The 22,011-nt window shown below is 73.0% G+C and carries 15 protein-coding genes; 12 read left to right on the forward strand and 3 right to left on the reverse strand.

Going from position 1 to position 22,011, the window contains the following annotated elements:
- Positions 1-42 precede the first annotated feature (42 nt).
- Positions 43-1,623, forward strand: a complete 1,581-nt coding sequence (locus AB0E02_RS15735) for a sugar ABC transporter ATP-binding protein (protein ID WP_362139336.1) — start codon at positions 43-45, stop codon at positions 1,621-1,623.
- A 9-nt stretch (positions 1,624-1,632) separates the two neighbouring features.
- On the forward strand, positions 1,633-2,853 hold the full coding sequence (gene mmsB, locus AB0E02_RS15740; protein WP_362139338.1) for a multiple monosaccharide ABC transporter permease: 1,221 nt from the start codon (positions 1,633-1,635) through the stop codon (positions 2,851-2,853).
- 27 nt (positions 2,854-2,880) lie between these two features.
- Here the strand turns inward: mmsB and AB0E02_RS15745 are convergent, their stop codons facing one another.
- Positions 2,881-3,558, reverse strand: coding sequence for a hypothetical protein (locus AB0E02_RS15745; protein ID WP_362139340.1), 678 nt, complete (start codon positions 3,556-3,558; stop codon positions 2,881-2,883).
- An 88-nt stretch (positions 3,559-3,646) separates the two neighbouring features.
- Here AB0E02_RS15745 and AB0E02_RS15750 point away from each other — a divergent pair, with 88 nt between their 5' ends.
- From AB0E02_RS15750 to AB0E02_RS15785, 8 genes are all read left to right on the forward strand, one after another.
- On the forward strand, positions 3,647-4,303 hold the full coding sequence (locus tag AB0E02_RS15750; RefSeq protein WP_362139342.1) for a TetR/AcrR family transcriptional regulator C-terminal domain-containing protein: 657 nt from the start codon (positions 3,647-3,649) through the stop codon (positions 4,301-4,303).
- Positions 4,304-4,622: 319 nt separating this feature from the next.
- The gene (locus tag AB0E02_RS15755) at positions 4,623-5,957 is read left to right on the forward strand and encodes an MFS transporter (RefSeq protein ID WP_362139344.1); all 1,335 of its coding nucleotides are present in this window, start codon (positions 4,623-4,625) and stop codon (positions 5,955-5,957) included.
- A gap of 77 nt (positions 5,958-6,034) precedes the next feature.
- The gene (locus AB0E02_RS15760; RefSeq protein ID WP_362139346.1) at positions 6,035-7,387 is read left to right on the forward strand and encodes a non-ribosomal peptide synthetase; all 1,353 of its coding nucleotides are present in this window, start codon (positions 6,035-6,037) and stop codon (positions 7,385-7,387) included.
- A gap of 201 nt (positions 7,388-7,588) precedes the next feature.
- A complete protein-coding gene (locus AB0E02_RS15765; protein WP_362139349.1) occupies positions 7,589-10,915 on the forward strand; it encodes an amino acid adenylation domain-containing protein in 3,327 nt (1,108 codons plus the stop codon).
- Positions 10,915-12,972, forward strand: coding sequence for a non-ribosomal peptide synthetase (locus AB0E02_RS15770; protein ID WP_362139351.1), 2,058 nt, complete (start codon positions 10,915-10,917; stop codon positions 12,970-12,972). Before AB0E02_RS15765 ends, AB0E02_RS15770 begins: the two co-directional genes overlap by 1 nt.
- A 52-nt stretch (positions 12,973-13,024) precedes the next feature.
- Positions 13,025-14,920 (forward strand): non-ribosomal peptide synthetase, encoded by a 1,896-nt coding sequence (locus AB0E02_RS15775; RefSeq protein WP_362139353.1) that lies wholly within the window; start codon positions 13,025-13,027, stop codon positions 14,918-14,920.
- Positions 14,910-17,900, forward strand: a complete 2,991-nt coding sequence (locus tag AB0E02_RS15780) for a condensation domain-containing protein (protein ID WP_362139354.1) — start codon at positions 14,910-14,912, stop codon at positions 17,898-17,900. The genes AB0E02_RS15775 and AB0E02_RS15780 overlap by 11 nt, the downstream gene beginning before the upstream one ends.
- A 280-nt stretch (positions 17,901-18,180) precedes the next feature.
- Complete coding sequence (locus AB0E02_RS15785) at positions 18,181-18,744, forward strand: hypothetical protein (RefSeq protein ID WP_362139357.1); 564 nt, start codon at positions 18,181-18,183, stop codon at positions 18,742-18,744.
- A gap of 56 nt (positions 18,745-18,800) precedes the next feature.
- On the opposite strand, the gene AB0E02_RS15790 is transcribed toward AB0E02_RS15785, so the two are convergent.
- A complete protein-coding gene (locus AB0E02_RS15790) occupies positions 18,801-19,844 on the reverse strand; it encodes a superoxide dismutase (RefSeq protein ID WP_362139359.1) in 1,044 nt (347 codons plus the stop codon).
- A 228-nt stretch (positions 19,845-20,072) separates the two neighbouring features.
- On the opposite strand from AB0E02_RS15790, the gene AB0E02_RS15795 reads away from it, so the two are divergent.
- Positions 20,073-20,516: a MarR family transcriptional regulator gene (locus tag AB0E02_RS15795; RefSeq protein WP_362139360.1), complete on the forward strand. Its 444-nt coding sequence runs from the start codon at positions 20,073-20,075 to the stop codon at positions 20,514-20,516.
- 59 nt (positions 20,517-20,575) lie between these two features.
- Entirely contained in the window at positions 20,576-20,890 is a 315-nt protein-coding gene (locus AB0E02_RS15800; protein WP_362139363.1) for a hypothetical protein, read from the forward strand.
- Positions 20,891-20,956: 66 nt separating this feature from the next.
- Here the strand turns inward: AB0E02_RS15800 and AB0E02_RS15805 are convergent, their stop codons facing one another.
- On the reverse strand, positions 20,957-21,766 hold the full coding sequence (locus tag AB0E02_RS15805; protein ID WP_362139452.1) for an SDR family oxidoreductase: 810 nt from the start codon (positions 21,764-21,766) through the stop codon (positions 20,957-20,959).
- Positions 21,767-22,011 lie beyond the last annotated feature (245 nt).

The following is a 22,011-nucleotide window of genomic DNA, read 5'->3' on the forward strand; positions in this document are numbered from 1 at the left end:
GAGCCGCGGCCGACGGCCGAGCGGGCGCGACCCGTCCTGGAGATGCGCGCCATCACGAAGCGCTTCAACGGCGTCACCGCGCTCTCCGATGTGCATCTGACCGTACGGCCCGGCGAGATCCACGCCGTCTGCGGGGAGAACGGCGCCGGGAAGTCCACGTTGATGAAGGTCCTCAGCGGGGTGTATCCGCACGGCAGTTACGGGGGCGAGATCCGCTTCGAGGGCGAGCCGGTGGCCTTCAAGGACATCCGGGCCGGTGAACGGCACGGCATCGTCATCATCCACCAGGAGCTGGCGCTGGTGCCGCAGCTGTCGATCGCCGAGAACATCTTCCTCGGCAACGAGCGGCGATCGGCCCGCGGCACCCTCGACTGGAACGCCACCTACCGCGCGGCGAACCGGCTGCTGGAGCGGGTCGGGCTGCGCGAGAAGCCGCAGACGCCGGTCGCGGAGCTGGGCGTGGGGCAGCAGCAGTTGGTGGAGATCGCCAAGGCCCTGTCGAAGGAGGTGAAGCTGCTCATCCTGGACGAGCCCACGGCGGCCCTCAACGACCAGGACAGCGCTCATCTGCTCGAACTGATCCGCCAGCTGCGCGCCCAGGGCGTGGCCGGCATCGTCATCTCCCACAAGCTCAACGAGATCCGGGCGATCGCCGACTCGGTGACCATCCTGCGCGACGGCCGGACGATCGAAACACTGACGATACGTCAAACTCGTTCTGCTGCACCGGTCTTGTCCGAGGAGCGCCTCATCCGGGGCATGGTCGGCCGCGATCTCGACCACCGCTTCCCCGACCGCACTCCCTACCGGGGCGAGGACGCCGACCAGGTGGCCCTCGCCGTCGACGGCTGGACCGTACGGCATCCGGTCGACCCTCGGCGCACGGTCGTCGACGAGGTGTCGCTCACCGTGCGCCGCGGCGAGATCGTCGGCCTCGCCGGGCTGATGGGCGCGGGCCGCACCGAACTCGCGATGTCCCTCTTCGGGCGCTCCTACGGGCAGTACGCCGGCGGCACGGTGGCCGTCGGCGGCCGCGAGGCCGACACCGGAACCGTACCGGCGGCCATCGCCGCCGGCCTCGCCTACGTCACCGAGGACCGCAAGCGCTACGGCCTGAACCTCCTCGACACCGTGCAGCGCAACATCTCCCTGGCCTCGCTGCCCCGCATGCGACGGCACACCGCCGGCCGCCGGCACGGCATGCGCGGCTTCGTGGACGAACACCACGAACGCCGGGTCGCCGAGCACTACCGCACGGCCCTCACCATCAAGACCCCCACGGTCGCCGAGCAGGTGGGCCGGCTCTCCGGCGGCAACCAGCAGAAGGTCGTGCTGAGCCGGTGGATCCACACCGACCCGCAGGTGCTGATCCTCGACGAGCCGACGCGCGGCATCGATGTCGGCGCGAAGTACGAGATCTACACCGTGATCGGCGAACTCGCGGCCCGCGGCAAGGCGGTGCTCTTCCTCTCCTCCGAACTGCCCGAACTGCTCGGGATGTGCGACCGGATCTACACCATGGCCGAGGGCCGGCTGACCGGTGAGGTCTCCCGCGCCGAGGCCTCCCAGGAAGTCCTGATGCGCCATATGACCCTGCGCCGTACGACCGAGAACGGGAGCTGAGGCCCCGCCATGACCACCACCACGACCACTCCCCCCGCGGACCCGCCCGCGGCACCGCCGGCCATGGCCCTCCTGTTCCACCGCGCCCGGGCCAACCTGCGCCAGTACGGCATGCTCATCGCCCTGGTCTTCCTCGTCGTGCTGTTCCAGATCTGGACCGACGGCACGCTGCTGCTGCCGAACAACGTTTCCAACCTGATCCAGCAGAACAGCTACATCCTCATCCTGGCCATGGGCATGATGATCGTCATCATCGCGGGCCATATCGATCTGTCCGTCGGTTCGCTGGTCGCCTTCGTCGGCGCGATGGCCGCGGTACTGATGGTCAAGCACGACCTGCCGTGGGTACCCGCCCTGCTCCTCTCGCTGCTGATCGGGGCGGTCGCGGGTGCCTGGCAGGGCTTCTTCATCGCGTACCTCGGAATCCCGTCGTTCATCGTGACGCTGGCCGGCATGCTGCTGTTCCGCGGGGCGACGCAGATCGTGCTGGCGGGCCAGTCCCTGGCGCCGTTCCCGGACGGCTTCCAGGACCTCGCCAAGGGATTCCTCCCGGAAGTGGGCCCGTACACGCAGTACCACAACCCGACCCTCGCGCTGGGCCTCTGTGCCGTCGTGCTCCTCCTGCTACGGGAGTGGCGGCAGCGCGCCCGCCAACTCGCCCTCGCTCTGGACGTGTTGCCGACCGGCCTGTGGGTGGCCAGGTGCACCGCGCTCACCGCCGCCGTCGTGGCCTTCACCCTGACGCTGGCCAGTTTCCACGGCGTGCCGGTCGTGATGCTCGTGATGTGCGGTCTGCTGCTCGCCCTCGGTCATGTGATGCGCAACGCGGTCGTCGGACGGCATGTGTACGCGCTCGGCGGCAACAAGGCGGCCGCGCAGCTGTCCGGCATCAAGGACAAGCGCATCACCTTCGCCGTCTTCGTCACCATGGGCGTCCTGGCGGCGCTCGCCGGTTGTGTCTACGCGGCCCGGCTGAACGCGGGTACGCCGCAGGCCGGCCTGAACTTCGAACTTGAGGCCATCGCCGCGTCGTTCATCGGCGGCGCCTCCATGAGCGGCGGCGTCGGCACGGTCATGGGTGCGGTCATCGGCGGCCTGGTCCTCGGTGTCCTCAACAACGGCATGTCGTTGGTGGGCATCGGCACCGACTACCAGCAGGTCATCAAGGGCCTCGTACTGCTCGCCGCGGTCGGCTTCGATGTCTGGAACAAGCGCAGGGCGGGGCGCTGACGCCGGTCGCCCTCGCCCGGCTCGGTGTTACGCGGAGTGCGGTGACGGCTCGGTCTCCGTGCGGCCCAGGAAGCGGCGTACCGCCCAGACCGGCGCGCCGAGCGCGAAGCCGTACACGGTGACCAGTCCGTGGCCGTTCTCCTGCGCGAGCCACATCACCAGGCCGAGCACCGGGACGGCGATCGCGAGGGCCTGCTGCTTCTTGACGCGGGTGCGGGTCAGGAGGGCCAGGGCCAGGGTGGCGCCCAGGAAGTAGGTCGCGCCGGAACTGCCGGCGAAGTTGCGCGGGTCCGTGCTGGGGCCGCTGCCGAGACCGAGCAGCGCGTCGAGGTGCTCCGGCAGGAGGATGCCGGCGGCGAAGAAGAGCAGGGTCAGCGTGCCGCCCCAGAGCCACTGCGCGAGCGCGGCCGCGATGGCGAGGGTCGCGATGTTCCAGATGGCGCCGCCCGGGCCGCCGTTCTGCAGGAAGACCGAGGTGAGCACCCGCCACCAGCCGCTCTTGGCGGGGTCGTTGTCGAGGGCGGCCATCGCGCCCGACCAGCAGAGCTGGAGGACGACGCCGGCCACCGCCAGTGCGGTCAGGGCGATCGCGGCCCACGGGACGGGGCGCCCGCGCAGCGAGTCACGTCCGATCGCCCCGAGCCCGCTGTTGATGATCATCACCATCAACGCCGCCGTGGTCACGTTGAACAGCAGCCCGTCCATGTCCCGCCCCCTGCAACACCGTTCGAAATGGTCGGCCGGAGGCTAACACAGCTTTCGAACAGCGTTGGAAAAGCTTTACGGTAGGAAGATGAAGCTCACCAAGGAGCGGATCATCGATGCCGGTATGGCCACCTTCGCCGAGGTCGGCTACCACGCCCTGTCCATGCGCCAGGTGGCCGACCGGCTCGGCGCGCACGCGGGCAGCCTCTACTACCACGTGCGCAGCAAGGACGACCTGCTCGCATTGATGGCCGACCGGGTCTGCCGGCAGGCCTACGACGACGGCAGCACCGCACTGGCCGCCCTGCCGTCCGGGGCGACCTGGCAGGACCGGATCGAGGCCCAGGCCACCACGCTGCGCCAGACCCTCCTCAAGCAGCCGGGCGGAGCGCTCCTACTGGCCGACAGTCCCAGGATGCTCAGCACCGGCGGCCTGTCCTTGATGGAACGCCTGCTGCACACCCTCCTTGAGGCCGGTGTCCCCGTCGAACACGCCGGCACCGCCGCCGACACGCTGCTCAGCCACCTCACCGGCTTCGTCCTCCAGGAACAGAGCGAGGCACAGGTGGCCCCCGTCACCGAAGAGGTCTACGCGGATCTGCATGCGCGTTTCCCGCTCCTGCTCACGGAGATGCCCCGGTCGGGTCAGGACGAGAAGTTCCGGCGCAGCCTGGAGCTGTTGTGCCGGGCTGTGGCCACTCTCGTCGAGGAGGACTCCCCCGCCGCAGCCGACGCGTCACAGTGACTCCGGAGTGAGGTCCGCGAGCGCGGGCGACGACCGCATAGCGGGTGAAGCGCGGGGTTCCGTTCATAAAGGGACATCGATGGCAGTTTTCGGTCAGATTGCGACTCATGACGTTGCGTGCAGACCAGAGGGGCCTTGATCCGCCGTCGGCCCGACCGGACCTGCCGACGGGCCAGGGCGTCACAGACGCCGGACATCCCGCCGTTGCCAGAATCTGACGGAAAATTTCCGGCGCGTGTGCGGAATTGGTGAAGAAAACCGTCTGAAACTACGCTCTTCGTTTTGACCGGAGATCGCCGGGTCCCCGAATGTCATCGGCATGCCCGTCAGACCCCGAGCCGCCACAAGCGGCCCGCTGCGCATGCCCGAGTTCCGCCTGCTCCTCACCGGAGCCGCGGCCGGACTCTTCGGTTCCCAGGTCACCCTGGTCGCGCTGCCCCTCGTCGCAGTACTCCAGCTCAACGCCCCCGCGTTCCAGGTGGGTTTGCTCACCGCGGCCGAGACCGCCGCGTTCCTGCTGGTCGGCCTGCCCGCGGGAGCCTGGGTCGACCGGATGCGGAAGCTGCCGCTGCTGATCCGTGCCGATGTGGTGCGGGCCGTGGCCATGGCGAGCATCCCGCTGGCCGCCGTCGCCGGGGTGCTGACGATGGCCCAGCTGTACGCCGTCGCCCTGGTCACCGGTGTGGCGACGGTCTTCTTCGACGTCGCCCACCAGAGCTTCGTCCCGCACCTGCTGCCCAAGGAACAGCTGGTCGCCGGCAACGGAGCGCTGGAGACCGTCCGTTCCTCGGCGCAGGTCGCGGGCCCCGGCCTGGGCGGTGGCCTGGTGCAGCTGCTCGGCGCGCCGCTGGCCATCGTGGCGGACGCCTGCGGCTACGCGCTCTCCGCGCTCTTCCTGTGGCGCATCAAGCGGCCGGAGAGCCTGCCGGAACGCGTACCGGGAGCCTCGCTCCGCAAGGACGTCGGCGAGGGGCTGCGCTTCGTGTTCGGCCACCGCCTGCTCCGGGTGATCGCCCTGGCCACCGGCCTGGCCAACCTCTTCTCCGCCATGCTGATGGCCACCCAGTCCGTCTTCCTGGTAAGGGAGCTGGGGCTGGCACCCGCGGCGGTCGGCCTGGTGCTGTCCGCCGCCGCGCTCGGCGGCCTGGCGGGCGCCCTGTGCGCCGGCCCGCTCGCCGCACGGCTCGGCCGGGCCCGGATCATCTGGCTGTCCGCCCTGGTCACCGGGCCGTTCGCGGTGCTGTGGCCGCTGTCCGGGCGCGGCGCGGGAGCCTCGTTGTTCGCGCTCGGCTCCGGCGTGGTCTTCTTCGGGGCGGTCGTCTACAACGTCGCCCAGGTCAGCTTCCGGCAGACGGTCTGCCCGCCCAGGCTGCGCGGCCGGATGAACGCCACCTTGCGGTTCGTGATGTGGGGCACGCTGCCGCTCGGCGCGCTGGTCGGCGGTGCCCTGGCCGATGCGTACGGCGCCCGTGCGGCGCTGGTGTGGTGCGCGGCGGGATTCCTCGCCGTACCGCTGCCGCTGCTGCTCTCGCCGCTGCGCCGAATGCGTGAACTGCCTTCCACTGAGGGTGAGTTGGGCGCCGACCAAGACGAGTCGGACGAGGGCGCCGGTGCCGGTGCCGGCCAGCAGGTCGAGGCCGCCGGGCGCGGCTAGAGCGCGCCCTGCCCGAGCCCTCGCCCCCGTTCTCCCCGCCTCCCCCACCTCACTTCTCCCTCCCCAGAGAGGCTTCCGTGCACAGCATCACGAGCCAGTACCTGGCCCGCTTCCGCCGGCTCGACGACGGCGTCGGCGGTGCCGACAGCGACGGGGCACCGGCCCTGCTGCCGGTCACCGGTGCCCAGCGGCGCTTCGTCCTCGTCCGGGCCATGGACCCGGCCGGGCGGCCCGACCTGGTGCCGATGTTCTTCTCCTTCCCGCGCGGCACGGTGGACCTCGCGCGCCTCGCCGCGGCGGCCCGACGCCTCGCCGTACTGCATCCCGTGCTGCGCGCCCGTCCTGAGGTGCTGCGGGGTACCCCGGTGCTCCGGCTGGGGCCGCCGGAGGTGCCGGTGACGCGGGTCTCCCGGGTGCCGGGGGAGGACGCGGCGGCCGCGCTGCGGCGGGTCCTGTGCGACTGGGCCCCGCAGGGAGCGCCGCTGCGGCTGTTCCTCGCAGCGGACGGCCTGGACGGCGCGGAGGGCCAGGGCGGACCGGGTGCCGAAGGGCCGCGGGAAGTGCTCGCCGTGGTGCTGGAGCACACCGCGTGCGACGGCCAGTCGCTGAACCGGATCGTCGAGGAGCTGGGCGCCGCCTACGCCGCGGGCCGCGCGGCGGACGGCCCGTCGCCCGCCGACGCGGCCGCCGAGCTGGACGCCTACCGGGAGGCGGTGCTCCTGCAGTTGGCCGCGGAGGACCGGGCGGGTTCGCCGGCGGCGATGGCGTACTGGGGCGACCGGCTCCGCGCGGTGGGTGAACGGGCGCGGTCCGCGAACGGGCCGCAGAGCCTGGCGCGGGACGGGCTGCCGAGCGGTTCGGCCGAGCGGCGGATGCCCGCTCCGGAGGCCGGGACGTCCTTCCCCCAGCTGCTCGACGCCTGCCGCGCGGCGGCGGAGGCGCTGTACGGGAAGGGCCACGTGGTGCCGCTCGGCTATCCGTGGGGCGGCCGTCCCCCCGGCGCCGCACCGGTGCTCGGCTGCTTCCTCAACACCGTGGTCTTTCCCACCGCGACGGGCACGGGCCCGGTGACGCCGGAGGAGACGGCCGGCGCATGGTGGGACGATCTGGACCACGCCGGCACGCCGTTCGACGCGGTGGTCCACGCGGCGCGGGCCGCCGGGTCCGGCTGGCGGGGCGGTCTCGACGGGCTGTTGACCGTGGACGACGCCCGGCGGCGACCCCCGCTCCGGCTCGGCGGGGTCACCGGCCGGGAGATCCACATCGACGGCAGAGCGGTGCGCGGACCCTTCGCGGTGTCCGTCACCCAGGGCCCCGAACTGCGACTGCGCATGGTGTGGGACCGCGCGGTGCACTCCGACGGGACGGCCGAGGCCGCCTTCGCCGCGCTGACCGGTGCCCTGGGCTCCCCGGCTGCTGCGGTCGGCTGACCGGCCGCCTCCCTCCCTTCCCTCCTGCCTCTTCTTTCCCTTCTTCATCTCTTTCTTCAGCTCTTTCCTCGCACGATCCCTCGCCCCTGAAGCCACCTCGCGGCCGGCCGTGTGATCCGCGGCCCGGCCTGCGCACTGCGCGGCCGGCCCGACCATGCCCGGCCGCGCCACTCCGATCCGACCACACATCAAGGACCGCCCATGCTTCCGCTCTCCTCCTCGCAGGAGATTGTCTGGCTGCACGAACAGGTGCAGCCGGGCAGCCGCGCGTACAACTTCACCGCCGCACTCGATCTGTGGGGCACCCTCGACGCCGAGGCCCTGCGCCGCGGGCTCGCCGCCGTCCTCGACCGGCACCCCGGTCTGCGGCTGGAACTCGTCGCCGTCCCCGGCGCGGTGCCCGGCCAGCGGGTCGCCGAGGACTGTGCGCCGCGACTGCGGACGGTGGACCTGAGCGGGGCGGACGACCCCGACCGGGCCTTCGAGGAGCTGCTGCGCACCGAGGCGGAGACCCCGCTCGACACCTATCAGGCCCCGCTGCTGCGCTGGACGCTGGTCCGGCTGGCGGAGGACCGGCACCGGCTCATCCACGTCGAGCACCATCTGATCCACGACGGCCACTCCTTCGCGATCCTGCTGCGGGACGTCTTCACCGTCTACCGGGGCCATGTCCTGGGCGAGCCGGTCGAGTTGCCCGCCGCGTCCTCGTACGCCGATCACGTCCGGGTGCAGCGGGACAGCGGTGCCGCGGGCGACGAGGAGCGGCGGGCCGGCCTTGAGTTCTGGACCGGTGAACTGCGCGACTTCTCCTACGACATGCCGCTGCCCGGGCTGACCCGGCCGGGGTCGCGGCGCCGCCACCACGGCGGGCAGTTGCGCCAGTCGATCGGCGCCGACCTGGCCGGGCGGCTGCGGGAGCACGCCCGTGCGCGCGGTCTGACGCCGTTCGCCGCGCTGCTGGGGCTCTTCGCCGAGCTGCTGCGCCGGCACAGCGGGCGCACGCAGATGGTCATCGGCACCGCGGTCGGCAACCGCCCGCGGGGGTTCGAGGACGCGGTGGGGATGTTCGTGAACACGATTCCGCTGCCGCTCCGGCTGGATCCGGACGCACCGGCCGAGGAGTCCATGGACGAGGTGACCGACACCCTGATCCGTGCGCTGCCGCACCAGGAGGTACCGGTCCAGGAGCTGACCCGGGCACTCGGTCTGCACACCTCGGGTGCGGACAACCCGCTGTTCAGCGTCATGTTCAGCGCCCATGACGCGGAGCTGCCCGAGATCGACGTGCCCGGTCTGGACATCACGCTGTTCGAGGGCTTCAACACCGGCACCACCCGTTTCGACCTGGACGTGGTGCTGCTGCCGGACGACCGGCGCGGGGTCACACCGCGGCACGGTGCGCCGGGCATGACGCTGGTGTGGGACTACGACGCCGACATGTTCGGGGAGGACGTGGCGAAGCTGCTCGCCGGGCGGTTCCTCGACCTGCTTCGGGCCTACCTCGACGCCCCCGGCACCGTCCTCGCCGACCTGGCGCTGCCGTCGGCTCCCGGGCCGGTCCCGGCCGCAGCCGGCACGCCCCTCGCGCCGACGGCCCAGGACGCTGCCGACCGTGACCCGCTGGACCCCGCCGCCGCCCATGACCCGTCGCTGCCGGCGCTGCTCGTCGGCGCCCGCCGGATCACCTACGGCGAGCTGGACGCGCAGGTGGACTCGCTGGTGAAGCGGCTGGGCGCGGCGGGGGTGACGGCCGGTCAGCCGGTGGCCGCGGTGCTGCCGCGCGGCCTCGACTCGGTCGTGACGCTGCTGGCGTGTCTGCGGAGCGGAGCGGTGTACTGCCCGCTGTCGCCGTCCGACCCGCCGGCGCGGCTGGAGCTGCTGCTGGAGCGGCTCGCCCCGGCCCTGGTACTGACCCCCGCCGAGGCCTCGGTCACCGGCCCGGCCGGCTGCTCCGCCCCGTCCCTCACCTCCGTCCCCGCCGGTCTTCCGGTGGCCCCGGTCGACGCGCCGGTCCTGTCCACGGCCCGGAAGGCGGAGGTGGTGCCCGGCGCCTCGTACATCATCCACACCTCGGGCTCGACGGGTGTGCCCAAGCCCGTGGCCGTCGGCCGGGCGGCGCTGGCGAACCATCTGACCGGCGCGGCCGAGCGGTTCGGGCTGGCGCCCGGTGACCGGGCGCTGCTGTTCGCCCAGCCGTCCTTCGACGTGGCGCTGGAGGAGGTGCTGCCGTCGCTGTACGCCGGGGCGTGCCTGGTCGTGCCCGAGTACGAGGTGCCGACGGGGGCCGAGCTGACCGAGCTGCTGACCACCGCCAGGGTCACCGTGGCGAACCTGCCCACCAGTTACTTCCTCGCCACCCGTGACGACATGGCCCCCGCCCTGCGCGACGGCCGGTGGGCGCCCCGGCTGCTGGTCCTCGGCGGGGAGCGCCTCCCGGCCGAGGTGATGCACGCCTTCCTCGCCGACACCGACGCCACGGTGCTCAATGTCTACGGCGTGACGGAGGCCGCCATCAGCTCCACCGTCCACGAAATCACCCGCGACGGCCTGGCCGAGGGCGCGGAGATCCCGTTGGGCACCGAACTGCCCGGCGAACGCATCCGCGTGCTGGACGCCGGGCGCCGTCCGCTGCCGGACGGAGCGGTCGGCGAGCTGGCGATCGCCGGGGCCGGGCTCGCCGAGGGGTACGTCGGCAACCCGGAGGCCACCGCCGCCCGGTTCGTCACGGTCGACGCGCTCGGCGGGGAACGGGTCTACCTCACCGGTGACCTCGGCTACCGGGGCCGCGACGGGCTGCTCTACTTCCTGGGCCGCCGGGACAACCAGGTCAAGCTGCGCGGCTACCGCATCGAGCTGGAGGAGGTGGAGGCCGCCGCCTCGGCCGTGCTCGGCGGCCGGTCCTGTGCCGTCGTCCTGGACCGCGAGGCCCCCGGCGGGCCCCGGCTCGTCGGCTTCCTGGAGAACACCGGCTCGGGCACCCCGGGCGCGGAGTGGGACGAGCAGGCCCTGCACACGGAGTTGAGCCGCCGGCTGCCGGCCGCTCTGGTGCCGGGGCGGTGGGCGCGGCTGGACGTGCTGCCGAGGCTGGCCGGTGGCAAGCCGGACCGGGTGGCGCTGTCCCGTACGGCCGCGGCACCGGAGCCGACGGTTCCGGTGGAGGCGGTGGCTTCTGCGGCCCCGGCCGGGGAGGGTGAGGCCACCGGCCCGGTGTCCGATGATCCGCTGACGGCGCTGCTCGCCGACGGCTGGCAGGAGGTCCTGGGCCACGGCCGCTTCGATGCGACCTCGCACTTCTTCCACGTCGGCGGTCATTCGCTGCTCGCCGCGCAGCTGTCCGCCTGGCTGGAGCCCCACCTGGGCGAACGGCCGCCGCTGCGGCTGCTGTTCCGCAACCCGGTACTCGCCGACCAGGCCGACGCCCTCGCGGCGTTCGCCGCCGCGTCCACGACGGCCGCGGCTCCTACGACCACGACGGCCACCCCCGTTGTGACCCCTGTGACTGCTGCGACCACTGCGACGGAGGCGTGATGCACCCGACCTCGACCCCGACCCTCCAGGCACCCCGGACCTCCGAGAGCCCCCAGGACCTGGACCGCCCGCTGAGCATCGCCCACGGCGCCGCGCCCGCGGCCGGCGCCCCGGCCGGTGTGCTCTCCCGCTTCGCGGAGTGGGCCGCCCGTTCGCCCGAGGCACCCGCGGTGATCGACGGCGCGCACACCTGGACGTACCGGGAGATCGGCACCGCCGCCGACGCGGTGGCGGAAGCGCTCCGCGACCGGGTCCGGCCCGGCGACCTGGTCGGCGTCTGCCTGGACCGTTCGGCCGCGCTGGTGGTGACCGCCGTCGCGCTCGCCCGCCTCGGCGCGGTCTACCTGCCGCTCGGCCCGCAGCCCGGTGCACGCCGTGTCGAGACCGTCACCCAGGACCTGGACGTGGCCTGTCTGATCGGCGATCCGGCGCTGCTCCCGCCCCGTTTCCGGGCGTCCGGGCAGGGGGCACGGATCGAAGCGGAGCGGATCGAGGCGGCGCAGGCCGACCAGGTGGTGCTGCCCCTGCCGGTGGTGGGTGCCAATGCCCCGGCGAAGGCCGTCGCAGCGTTCGCGGACGGACCCGGCGCGGGAGCCCGTCGCGCGCCCGCCGAGGCGTTCTACGCCGTACTCACCTCGGGTTCCACCGGCCGTCCCAAGGCGGTCGCGGTCGCCGAGGCGGCCCTCGGCACCCTGCTCGACTGGTACCGCGCGGAAACCGGGCTGGCCCCGGGTGACCGCCACTCCCTGCTCATCGGCGTCGCCTTCGACCCGCACGTGCTGGAGCTGTGGGCCGGACTGACGTCCGGTGCCGCGCTGGTACCCGCCCCGGACGAGGTCCGCTGGGACTCGGAGGTGCTCACCGACTGGTGGCGCGATGCCGGGGTATCGGTGTCGATCGGGGCCACCCCGATGATCGAGCCGCTCCTCGACCGCCCTTGGCCCACTGGCCTGACGCTCCGTCATCTCATCGTCGGCGGCGACCGGTTGCGCCGCCGCCCGGCCGCGGACGTGACGGCCACCGTCCACAACGCCTACGGCCCCGCCGAGGCCACCGTCATGGCCACCTCGTACGCCATGCGCGGCACGGACGCCGCCAAGACGGCGGACGTGGAGAACGCGCCCCCGATCGGCGGGCCGGTGCCGGGCGTGACCGTGGTGGTCACCGACGACGACGGCCGGCCCGTACCCCGCGGTGCCGAGGGCGAGTTGCGCCTCGGCGGACGGTGCCTGGCGCTCGGCTACCTGGACCCCGAACTGACCGCGCGCCGCTTCACCGCCCCGCCCGCGGGCCTCGCCCTGCCGTCCGGCGTGGACCGGCTGTACCGCACCGGGGACCGGGTGCGGATGCGGGCCGACGGGCTGCTGGAGTTCCTCGGCCGCCTCGACGACCAGGTGAAGATCAGCGGCGTGCGGATCGAACCGGCGGAGGTGGCGGCCGCGTTCGAGCAGGACCCGGCGGTGCGCGGCGCCGTCGTCGTCGCACCCCGGACGCCCGACGGCCACACTCGCCTGGTGGCGTACGTACGGCCGGCCGGCGGCGCCACCCCGACCGCGGAGGATCTGCTGACGGCGGTCCGGGCCTGGCTGCCCGAGCAGGCCGTCCCCTCGGCCGTACGCATCGTCGACGCCTTCCCGCTGGACGCCAACGGCAAGGTGGACCGGGCGGAGCTGGTGCGCCGGGCGACCGAGGAGGGCGCCTCGCCGCTACCGACCGGCACTGGTTCGTCCGGCCCTGGTTCGTCCGTCCCTGGTTCGTCCGGCCCGGCGGCGCCGTCCGGGTCGGAGGTGCTCCCCGACGGAGCCACCCCCGGGGAACGGCTGGTGCTCGGCACGGTGCGCGATCTGCTGGCCCGGCCGGAGACCACGCTGGCCGAGAACTTCACCGCGGCGGGCGGCACCTCGCTGATCGCCGCCCGTCTGCTGACCGCCATCCAGCGGGAGACCGGCGTACGGCTGCGCGCTCCGGAGCTGCTCCGCCAGCCCGATCTGCGCGCCGTGGCGGCCCTGGTGGACGCCCGCCGCGCGGATGCGGATCCGAAGCCGGGGCGGGCCTGAGATGACCGCCCCGCTGTCTCCGCACCCCGACGACACCTGGAGGGAAGGGCCCGTGCCCACCGAAAGCACCCTGTCGAGCGAGCCCGCTCCGACCAGCCTGCCGGCACTCGTGGCGCGGCACGCCGAACGGACCCCCAACGCCCTGGCCGTGGCGGACGGCGACGCCACGCTGACGTACGCGCAGCTGGTCCGGGCCGCCCGTGCGCTCGCCGGGCACCTGCGCCGGCGGGGAGTCCGCCGGGGTGACGCGGTGGCGTTGCTGACGCCCCGCTCGGCCCGTACCGTCATCGCCCAGCTCGCGCTGTGGTGGGCGGGGGCCGTCTGCGTACCACTCGATCCGGCGCACCCGCGCCCGCGGAGCGAGGCGCTGGCCGCGGAGGCCGGTGTGACGCTGACCGTCGGGGACGCCAAGCTGCTGGAATCCGCCGCTCCGGCCGGCCCGACCCTGGCCCTGCCCGACGAGCCGCAGGGGAAAGACCCGCGGCTCGACGAACCGCAGGCCGACGGCACCCCGGCTGACGGGCCCCTCCCCGACGCCGCCGCGTTCATCATGTTCACCTCCGGCTCCACCGGTCGTCCCAAGGGCGTGGCGATCGCCCACCGCGCGCTGGCCGAGCTGGTCAGCGCCCCGGCGTACCTCACCCTGACGCCCCGTGACCGGGTGCTGTTCCATTCGCCGCTGACCTTCGACGCGTCGACCTTCGAGGTGTGGAGCGCCCTCGCCAACGGCGCCGCCGTCGTGGTGTGCACCGTCGAGCGGCCCTCGCTGGAGGACCTGGCCCAGCAGGCGGAGCGGCACGGGGTCACGGTGGCCTTCTTCACCACCGCGCTCTTCCACCAGCTGGCGGTGCGCCGTTCCCGGATCTTCGCGCCGCTGCGCACGGTCGTGGTCGGCGGCGAGGCGCTCGCCGCGCACCATGCCCGCGAGGTGCTGCAGGCGTTCCCCTGGCTGGAACTGGTCAACGGCTACGGGCCGACGGAGACGACGACGTTCGCCACCGCCCACCGGGTCACCGCCGCCGACTGCGCCGGACAGATACCGATCGGCCGTCCCATCGCCGGGGCCGCCGCGCACGTCCTGGACGCGGCCGGCCGGCCCGTCCCGGACGGCGAGCGGGGCGAACTGTGGGTCGGCGGCAGTCGGCTGTCGCTGGGCTACACCGGCCGTCCGGAGCTGACCGCCGAACGCTTCACCACCCACCCACAGTGGGGCCGCCTCTACCGCACCGGCGATGTGGTCTCCCGACGCCCGGACGGTGTGCTCGACTACCACGGCCGCACGGACGACCAGGTGAAGGTGCGCGGCTTCCGGATCGAGCCGGGGGAGGTCGAGTACGCGCTGCGGGAGCAGCCGGAGGTGGCCGATGCGGCCGTCACCGTGCACCGTCCCGCCCCCGACGACGCCCGGCTGGTCGCCTTCGTCGTCGCCGCACCCGGTCCCGTCCCCCGGCCGGACGCCCTGCGCGACCGGCTGGCCGCGGCCCTGCCCGCCCATCTGGTACCCGACGAACTGACCGTCGTCGCCGACCTGCCGCTCAACACCTCGGGCAAGGTCGACCGCCGCGCGCTGGCCGGCCTGCTCTCCGCCAACCCGCCTGAGAGTTCAGGTGATTCAGGTGGTTCGGATGCGCCGGACGGGTCGCCGATGTCTGCGGCCCCGGACGGACCGCTGACGCCGCTGGAGCAGGCCGTCGCCGACGTCTGGAGCCGCTCCCTCGGCTGCGGAGTGACCCGCCCGGACGCCGACTTCCTCGCCCTCGGCGGCCACTCGCTGCTCGCGCTCGCCGTCACCGACGACCTCCGCGAGGAGCTCGGCGTGGAACTGTCGCTCGCCGACTTCTTCGGCTCCCCCACCGTGGCCGGCCAGGCCGCCCTGGTCGAGCGGGCGTTGCTCGCCGCGCACGGTGATCTTCACCCGCACGCCCCGGAGGACACCGATGGCCACTGACCGCCCCGCCGCCCCTTCCTTCCAGGAGGAGCTGCTGCGCCGGGCCCGGGAACGCGCCGCGGCCCGCCCCGCCGCCCGTCCCGATTCCGCCGACCGCGGCCCGGCACCGCTCTCCCGCGCCCAGCACCGCATGTGGCTGATGGACCGGCTCGGGCATGACGGCGCCTCGTACAGCGTGCCGTTCGCCACCCGGCTGCGCGGCCCGCTCGACGTCGACGCGCTGGCCTCCGCGCTGACCGAGCTCGTCCGCCGGCACGAGATCCTGCGCACCCGTTACGTGGAGCGGGACGGCGAGCCGTGCCAGGAGGTGCTGCCGGCACCCGCGTCGTTCGCGGTGCCGGTGGTGCCGGCCGACCCGGCGGACGCCCCACCGCTGCTGGCGGCGGAGGCCGGCCGCCGGTTCGACCTCTCCGCCGGGACCGTGCCCCGCGCACTCGTCCTGCGCCACGGCCCCCAGGACCACACCGCACTCCTGACGTTCCATCACATCTCCCTCGACGGGCCGTCCCTGGAGATCGTGGCGGAGGAACTCGCCGCACTGTACGAGACCGCCGCCCACCCGCGGGAAGCCTCCGCTCCGGCCCCCGGGTCCGACCCCGCACGGCTGAAGGCCCAACCGCCCCAGTACGCCGACTTCGCCCGGCACGAACACCGAGCCGCGGCCGACGGCCTCGACGCGGGGCTGCGCCACTGGCACGCCCTGCTCGAAGGCGCCGCTCCCCCGCGACTCCCCGGCCCCACCCACCCGCCCACCGACCTCACCACCCGGCCCACCGGCTCCCACACCACACCGCTCGCCCCGGAGGTACCGGCCGCCCTGCGCGAGCTGGGCCGGCGGCACCACGCCACGCCGTTCACCGTGGCGCTCACCGCCGCGTTCGCCGCCCTGCACCGCTGTACCGGGCAGGACGACCTGGTGATCGGCATCGCCGGTACGCACCGCCGGGGAACGGCCATGCGCGGACTGGTCGGGCTGTGCGTCAACACCCTCCCGTTGCGCGTCGACACCTCCGGCGACCCGTCCTTCAGCACGCTGCTGACGCGGGTGCGGGCCGCCCTGCTCGATGCCCAGCAGCACGCCGACGTGCCGTTCGACCGCATCGTGGACCGGATCGGTGCCGCCGCCCGCGGTGCGGACGGCACGTCCCTGGTGCGGGTGACCGCGGACGTCCTCGGCACCCCGACGACGCTGCGCCTGCCCGGGACGGACGCGGAGTACGTCGAGGTCGGTGTGGGCGAGGCCAAGTTCGACCTCTCCTTCGGCCTGGTGGACACCGATCGGCCGGCCGCCCTGGTCCAGTACCGCCGCGCCGCACTGGACGAGGAGGCGGCCACCGCCTTCGGCGCGACCTACGCGGCCGTCCTCACCGCACTCGGGGCCGCCACGGACGACCTGCCACTTTCTCAACTTGGCGAGGGTGGTAGCGGTCAACTCCCCTCAGGCAGCGGTGTGTTGCAGGAAGACGACGCGCACCCGGCCGAGCGGCTCCTGCGCCGCCACCCCGATCTCTCCGACGCCACGGTGGTCTCCCCTGCCGGTGGCCCGCTGCTCGCCTACGCAGTCCTGCGGGAGATCGGTGGCCCGTCGCCCGCCGAGCTCCGCGCCCACCTGCGGGACCGCCTGGCGCCCGGCCTCGTCCCGGCCGCCGTCACCCTGCTCGACGTCCTCCCCCGCACCGCCGACGGCACGGTGGACCCGGCGCATCTGCCCGGCCTCCCCGCGCTGCCCGCACCCGAGGGGCCGCACGCCGACGCCGTACGCGAGGGCTTCGCGGCGCTCCTGGGCCGAACGCCCACCCCGGACGACGACTTCTTCGCCCTCGGTGGCCACTCGCTCGTCGCCGTACAGCTCGCCGAACGCTTGCGGCGCGCGCTGACCCTGCCCCTGACCGGCCTGGACATCATGCAGGCCCGCACTCCCCGCGCGGTCTCCGCCCTCCTCGACGCACGGGCCGCGGAACGCGCCGCCGCATCCCTCCGCGCGTCCACCCGCCCGGGACAAACGGGCCGCACGGGCCGGCCGGCGCCGGCGGGACAGCCGGCACTGCGGACGGGCCGGGCGCGGAACGGCACCGTCCTGGTCACCGGCGGCACCGGCGGCGTGGGCAGCTTCCTCCTGCGGGAACTCGCCGCCCAGGGACGCCCCGTACTGGCCCTGGCCCGTCCCGAATCCGCGCACCTGGTCGCGGCGGACGGCGTGGAGGTCGTCGAGGGCGACCTCACCGACCTCGACGGGCTGCGCAAGGCCGTTCAGGACGCGGACGCCATCATCCACGCGGCCTGCACCTTCACCCGTCCCGAGGTGGACGTGGCGGCGATGGACGCCATGGTGGACGCCTGGTCGCGGGGCCCGTTCGTCTTCGTCAGCAGCGTCGACGCGTACGGGCATCCCGTGGGCGGCCAGGTGGCCGAGGAGTCTCCCTCGCACGAACCGCTCAGCCCCTACGGCCGGGCGAAGGTCGACTGTGAGGCGCGGCTGCTCCGGGCGGCCGGCACCGCGGGGCGGGGCGGGGCGAGCGCGGTCCGTTCCCCGCTGGTCTGGGGCCCGCACGACCGGCTCCGCGATCAGCTGCGGTGGGGCGCCACGGGAGTTCTCTACCAGGCCATCAGTGAGGGCCGGCCGCTGGCCGTCCCCCGCCCGGGCGCCGGCGGCCACGCCTGGTACGGCGCTGCCTGGGTGCACGCCGCGGCGCTGGCCCGAGCGGTGGTGTCCTGCCTGGACGCCCCGGTACACGGTGTGGCCAACGCCATCAGCGGCCATGTCACCTGGCCCGACCTCGGCGCGGAGCTCTCCCGACTCCTCGGCGCGACCGCCGACTTCAAGGAATCGGACGACATCCACCCCGATCTCAACCACCACTGGCACTACCACTCCGACCGCCTGGCGCGCCCGCTGCGCCCGCTGCCCGGCGAAGACCTGCGTTCCGTCCTCGCCGCGATGATCACCCCGTCCCTGGACCGGCAGCCCGGCCGAACGTGAGGCCCCACCCTGCGGTCGACCACTTGTCGTCGCAGGTCGGCCGGCTTCCCGGCATCCATTGATCGCGATGCGCGGACTCCTCCGGACGTGACCGGAGGAGTCCGCCGGGGAGGCATGGCATGAGCGTCCGCAGAGCCTGCTGATCGGCGAAGTGCCGGAGGAACAGCGCCGGTTGCGACGACCGCAGTCCCCGCGATTGGCTCTCGAACGGCTCCCTGGTGTAGAACTCTCCCGATCAATCATGATCACGTCATTTCGCACATCACGGGGGACTTTCGGCGTGAAGCCAACTCAACGACTCATCAGCACACTTGCGCTCGTCACGACGCTCGGTGCCGGCCTCACCGCCTGCGGCCCGGAGGGCGACCCCTACGGCGACAGCGCCGGGTCCAAAGGTTCCGGCGGCTCCAGCGCCTCCGCCCAGCCGTCGAGGAAGCCGGCCCCGAGTGACCAGCCCTCGGACCAGGCCGACGGCCCCGGCGACTGCGGGACGCCGCCGAAGCTGCCGGCCGGGCACAAGATGGTCGAGCCCGCCGTTCCCCCGTCGAAGGGCTCCCTGTCCGCCAAGGACGCCAAGCCGGTCTGCACGCCCAACGACTGGATCTACCACGGTCAGGGCAAGGCCAAGTACTACCTCTTCGCGGGAGAGGTCAAGGCGGAACTGTCCACCGGGCCCGGCCGCACGAAGTCGGTTCCGGTCGGCCAGCTGTGGATGCACGCCGGCGACTGCATGACGAACCAGAGCGCCGTGAAGCCGCCCTACACCTGCTCCGGGAACATCTACGACATCACCCTGGACTCCGAGGGCCAGATCAACAGCATCAAGGAGATCTGGCACCCCTGAGCCCCGGGCACGGCGCCGGCCGCAGGCTCGGCCGGCGCCCACCTCAGGCTTCCGCTTCAGATACCGTTCACCGTCGCCACGGTGAACGGTATCTGCGGCGTTCCCGGCCCCATGGGGCCGCCCTTGTCGAACTGCGACCGCACGACGAGCGTGCGCCCGTGGCTGCGCACCATGGTGGTCGGGATCTGCAGCGCCTCGTCGGTGACCTTGCGCTCCAGGCGCGCCGACGCACCGTCGTCGAAGACGTGCCAACGGCTGATCGTGTTGGTGGCGTTGTGGACGACCCACAAGGTATTGCCGCGCAGCTCCAGACCGTCGCCGTGCAGGACGTCCCCGCCGTGCAGTGCGACCCGGCGCACCGCGCCGGAGCGCAGGTCGACGCGGTACAGCGTCCCGGCAGTCATGTCGACGGTCAGCAGATAGCGGCCTGAGCGATCGGCCGCGATGCCGTTCAGGCTGACGGCGTCCGCCGGACGCGGGCCGAGCACGTCGGTCAGGTCGTACGCGGTGGTCAGCCGGGCCCGTCGGCCGTGCGCCGCGGCCGCGGCCAGTTGCTGCGGAGTGACCCGGTAGAGCACGGACCGGTAGCTGTCCGTCAGATACGCGGTCCCGTCGGGCGCGATCGCGAGGTCGTTGACGAAGGACTTGGCCGACCCCGTGACGTCGAACCGCGCGACGAGCGCGCGGCTGCGCAGGTCGTACACCGCGACACCGGCCGTCGAATCGGTCACCCAGAGATGACCGGCACGGTCGACCTTGAGGCCGTTGGCGGTCTTACGTCCGTCGGTACCGGCCGGCAGGAAGATCGCGGCGGTGCGGTGGCCTGGCGTCGCCCTGTACACGGCGCCGGTCGCGTACGAGCCGACGTAGAGGTCACCGCTCACCGGGTCGGCGGCGATGCCCTCGGGATAGACGCGGTCACCCGGCAGGTCGTACGCGGCGGAGACCCGCGCAGGGGCGCCCTGCCGGGCGGCGGCCGGGTGCGAGGTGGACACGTCCGCCTGGGCCGTGGCGGCGACGGTGACGGAGGCGGATGCGGCCGTCAGGGCCAGGGCCGCCGCGCCCAGCACATGGCGCCGGCGCCGGTTGGTGCGGGACAAGAAGGTGGATGCCTCTCGGGACAACGTGAGCGCCTCTCGATAGCGGACGGAGATCCGGCCCAAGAAGTCAGAACCGGAGCACGCGCGGACCGGGAGCCGCAGAGCCCCCACCGGCGATGAATACGAACCTAGATTAGAACTCTAATGCTCGTCAATGTTCATATCCGCATGTAGGCCCTCACTCAGCTGGTGGAGTCCCTCCCTCGGCACAGCCATTACGATGCGGAGATGACGTCCATGCCCGCGTCCGAGCGCCTCGGATCCTCCATCAAGCTCGCCGAGCGGGCGCTCCAGAGCGCCAAGCACGCGGCGCTCAAGCCGGCCGGTCTGACGGTCCCGCAGTACGCGGCCCTGCTCTTCCTCTCCGAGAAGCCCGGGATCTCCGCGGCCGCACTGGCCCGGTCCTGCGGGGTGACGCCGCCGACCATGAACACGGTGCTCAAGAACCTCCAGGAGCGCGGCCTCATCGAGCGCACCCGGCACGAGTGGCACCGGAACGTCCTGGAAACCCGGCTCACCGACCAGGGCCGGGCGGTGATGAACGACGCCGACGCACGCGCCATCCGCGTCGAGCGCGCACTGGCCGCGGAGTTCACGGACGAGGAGCGGGCAACGCTGGTGGCCCTGCTCGGCCGCTGCGCCACGCTCCTCGATTCCGTACGCCCGGACTGACCGGGCCCCGGGCGAAAAAACGAGGGTGGGACCTCTCGTCCGTCGTGAGAGGCTGCAGCATGTCCAAGCACCTGCGCTTCTTCTTCGAAGCCGGCGTCCCGCACACCCCGCTGTGGCCGCACGAGCTCACGAACCCGTACGGCTACCCGACGGATCTGCAACGGTTGCCGATCGGTCCGGCCACCCGCACCGAACTGACGCGGCTGTGCGAGTGGTTCCAGTCCTCCCTGGACTGGAAGGACCCGGCCGGCCCGTCCCCGTGGTCCGACGAAGAACGGGAGCTCTTCGACCAGCAGTCGGACGCGGCACTCACCGCTCTGCGGCAGGAGCTGGGCGACGACTGGACGATCAACGACGAGCGGCTGCCGTGGTGATACCGCCACCACCGCGCACACCGTGAGTCCTCCTGCGGCAGAGGCGACCCGTGGTCCGTCGCCCGGTCATCCCCCCGTGGCGAAGCCGGGGAAGAGTGTCATCCCGCCGTCCACGTACAGGGTGCTGCCGACGACGTAATCCATGAGGTCGGAGGCGAGTACGGCGACGGCGTTGGCGATGTCCTCCGGGTCGCCGACCCGCCGGTAGGGAATCAGGCGCAGCAGTTCCTCCTCGGCCTCGGGAGTTTCCCAGGCGCTGCGGTTGATGGGCGTACGGATGGCTCCGGGGGCCACCGCATTGACCCTGATCCGGTGGGGGGCGAGCTCCTGGGCCAGGGTCGCCATCATCATCAGTACGCCGCCCTTGGAGGCCGCGTAGTTCACATGGCCCGACCAGGGGATGACCTGGTGGACCGAGCTCATGCAAATGATCTTCCCTGCGGAGGCGGAGACCTCCGGGACCACCCCGCGACGCCGGAACTCCCTGGCCGCCTCACGGGCGCACAGGAACTGTCCGGCCAGGTTGACGTCGAGAACCTTCTTCCACTGGTCGAGGGTCATGTCGGTGCTGGGCGCGTCCCGCTGCAGCCCGGCGTTGGCCACGAGGACGTCGATGGTGCCGAACTCCTCGGCCATGCGCGCGAACATCGCGCGGACCTGGTCCTCCTGGGACACGTCCGCCGCATGCGCATACGCCCGCACCCCGAAGCCCTCGATCTCCCGGACGACCTCGTCGGCGGCTTCGCGGCCGGTGACGTAATTGACCACGACATCGGCCCCCACCCGCCCCAGCGCAACGGCGGTCGCCCGGCCGATCCCGGAGTTGGCACCGGTGACCAGCGCCTTCTGCCCCTTCAGGAGGGGAAGGGACGCCAGCTGGCGGGACTTGTCGGACGGGCTTGCCGCGTCGGACGGGCTGGTGGTCGTGGGGGTGCTTGCCGAAGTGGTGGCGGACGTGCGTGCCGAAGTGGTGGTCACAGGTGGTCTCCCTCTCCTCGCCAGGCGCGTCAGGCCCGTCAGGTGCGGTCTCCCGTTCGTCGTGCGCGTACGGGCCGGAACGGGACGGGTCCGCCGAGGCCTCGGCAATCCGCCACGCTTTCAGGCGGCTGCCCGGCGAGGCG

Source organism: Streptomyces sp. NPDC048196, from assembly GCF_040652715.1.
Classification (GTDB): Bacteria; Actinomycetota; Actinomycetes; order Streptomycetales; family Streptomycetaceae; genus Streptomyces; species Streptomyces siderophoricus.

Coding starts and splice junctions, on each gene's coding strand:
- AB0E02_RS15735 (WP_362139336.1), top strand. CDS start 43: ATGCGCGCCATCACGAAGCGCTTCAACGGCGTCACCGCGCTCTCCGAT.
- mmsB (WP_362139338.1), top strand. CDS start 1,633: ATGACCACCACCACGACCACTCCCCCCGCGGACCCGCCCGCGGCACCG.
- AB0E02_RS15745 (WP_362139340.1), bottom strand. CDS start 3,558: ATGGACGGGCTGCTGTTCAACGTGACCACGGCGGCGTTGATGGTGATG.
- AB0E02_RS15750 (WP_362139342.1), top strand. CDS start 3,647: ATGAAGCTCACCAAGGAGCGGATCATCGATGCCGGTATGGCCACCTTC.
- AB0E02_RS15755 (WP_362139344.1), top strand. CDS start 4,623: ATGCCCGTCAGACCCCGAGCCGCCACAAGCGGCCCGCTGCGCATGCCC.
- AB0E02_RS15765 (WP_362139349.1), top strand. CDS start 7,589: ATGCTTCCGCTCTCCTCCTCGCAGGAGATTGTCTGGCTGCACGAACAG.
- AB0E02_RS15770 (WP_362139351.1), top strand. CDS start 10,915: ATGCACCCGACCTCGACCCCGACCCTCCAGGCACCCCGGACCTCCGAG.
- AB0E02_RS15780 (WP_362139354.1), top strand. CDS start 14,910: ATGGCCACTGACCGCCCCGCCGCCCCTTCCTTCCAGGAGGAGCTGCTG.
- AB0E02_RS15795 (WP_362139360.1), top strand. CDS start 20,073: ATGACGTCCATGCCCGCGTCCGAGCGCCTCGGATCCTCCATCAAGCTC.
- AB0E02_RS15800 (WP_362139363.1), top strand. CDS start 20,576: ATGTCCAAGCACCTGCGCTTCTTCTTCGAAGCCGGCGTCCCGCACACC.